General features: G+C 61.5%; 2 protein-coding genes. Both read right to left on the bottom strand.

Annotated features, from left to right (window positions below):
• Positions 1-932, bottom strand: a 932-nt coding sequence (locus EOA86_RS34815; RefSeq protein WP_164892331.1) for a Gfo/Idh/MocA family oxidoreductase, incomplete at its 3' end; no start/stop codon positions are given.
• Positions 933-1,000: 68 nt separating this feature from the next.
• Positions 1,001-1,355: ThuA domain-containing protein (locus tag EOA86_RS34810; RefSeq protein ID WP_206630231.1), on the bottom strand; the 355-nt coding region annotated here is incomplete at its 5' end.

Here is a 1,355-nt window from a genome sequence, read left to right as displayed (position 1 = left end):
GCATCGACAAAGCGCTGGTAGTTGGTCGGCACCGATCCGGCATCGAGAACCTGCCATTTGGCGTTCTCGATGTCCTCGCCCATGCACACTTTCAGCTCCGAGCCATTCAGATTGTGCACGACTTCGATGCCGCCCTTGTCGCCATAGATGCGCAGCCGCAATTCGTTGAGGTGGCCGGTTGCCCAGCGGCTGGCATGAACGACGCCGAAGGCGCCATTGCTGAAATCCAGCGCCATGGTGAAGCTGTCATTGGCGTCCAGCTCGTACTCGCCGATCCGGTTGCCCGGCGCCTTGTCGAAGGACCTGAGGCGGCAGAACACATGGTCGATGTCGAGCGCCGCGCCATAGCTGGCGAAATCGAGTATGTGGATGCCGACATCGCCCAGCACGCCATTGGAACCATGGCCGCGCGACAGGCGCCACAGCCATTTCGGATCCGTGCGCCAGTCGCCCCAGAATTTGGAAACCAGCCAGCTCTGCAGATAGGACGCCTCGACATGCCTCACCCGGCCGATCTCGCCGGCCAGCACCATGGTGCGCGCCTTCTGCAGCGGGGCGACGTTGCGATAGGTCAGGTTGACCATGTTGATGATGCCGGCTTGCCCGGCGGCATCGGCCATGTCATTGGCCCTCTGGTAATTTTCGGCCAGCGGTTTTTCGCACAGCACCGGCTTGCCCGCCGCGATCAGCATCATGGTGGTCGGATGGTGGATGCGATCTGGCGTCACGTTCGCCACCGCGTCGAACTTGTCCCATGCGAGCGCGTCTTCCAGTGACGCGAACCGGTTGGGGATACCGTAGCTGTCCGAAAACTTGTCGACACGCGCGCGGTCGAGATCGACAGCGCCGATCAGTTCGACGCCCTCGATCTTGCTGAACTGCCTGGCGTGCTCTTCCGCCATCCAGCCGGTGCCGAGTATCAGGAGGCGCATGAATCTTATCCTTAGGATGAGGCTTTATCTACTTGTTCGACCATGGATTTTCCGAACCGAGGTTCGGGCTAGCGATAGCCGGCTTCGCCCGCAGCATGGAGTTTCCCGCCGCGCTCGACGATCGGCTCGAGCGCCTTTTCCACCGGCACGTTCGGCGCGTCGAGGATGGTCGGATTTGCGCCCTGCGGGTTGTGCGCCCATTTCACGGCGTTCCGCAGCACCTTCTGGACGGTGGCGTCGTGATAGGTCGGATAGGTCTCGTGGCCGGGCCTGAAATAGAAGATATTGCCGGCGCCACGGCGATAGGTCAGCCCCGACCGGAACACTTCGCCGCCCTGGAACCAGGAGATGAAAACCGTTTCCATCGGCTCCGGCACGGCGAACTGCTCGCCATACATCTCCTCGTTTTCGAGCTCGAAATAC

It is taken from the genome of Mesorhizobium sp. M5C.F.Ca.IN.020.32.2.1, from assembly GCF_004023105.1.
Lineage (GTDB): Bacteria > Pseudomonadota > Alphaproteobacteria > Rhizobiales > Rhizobiaceae > Mesorhizobium > Mesorhizobium wenxiniae.
The sequence above is the reverse complement of the archived record's forward strand: the minus strand, read 5'-3'. Positions and strand labels throughout refer to the sequence as shown.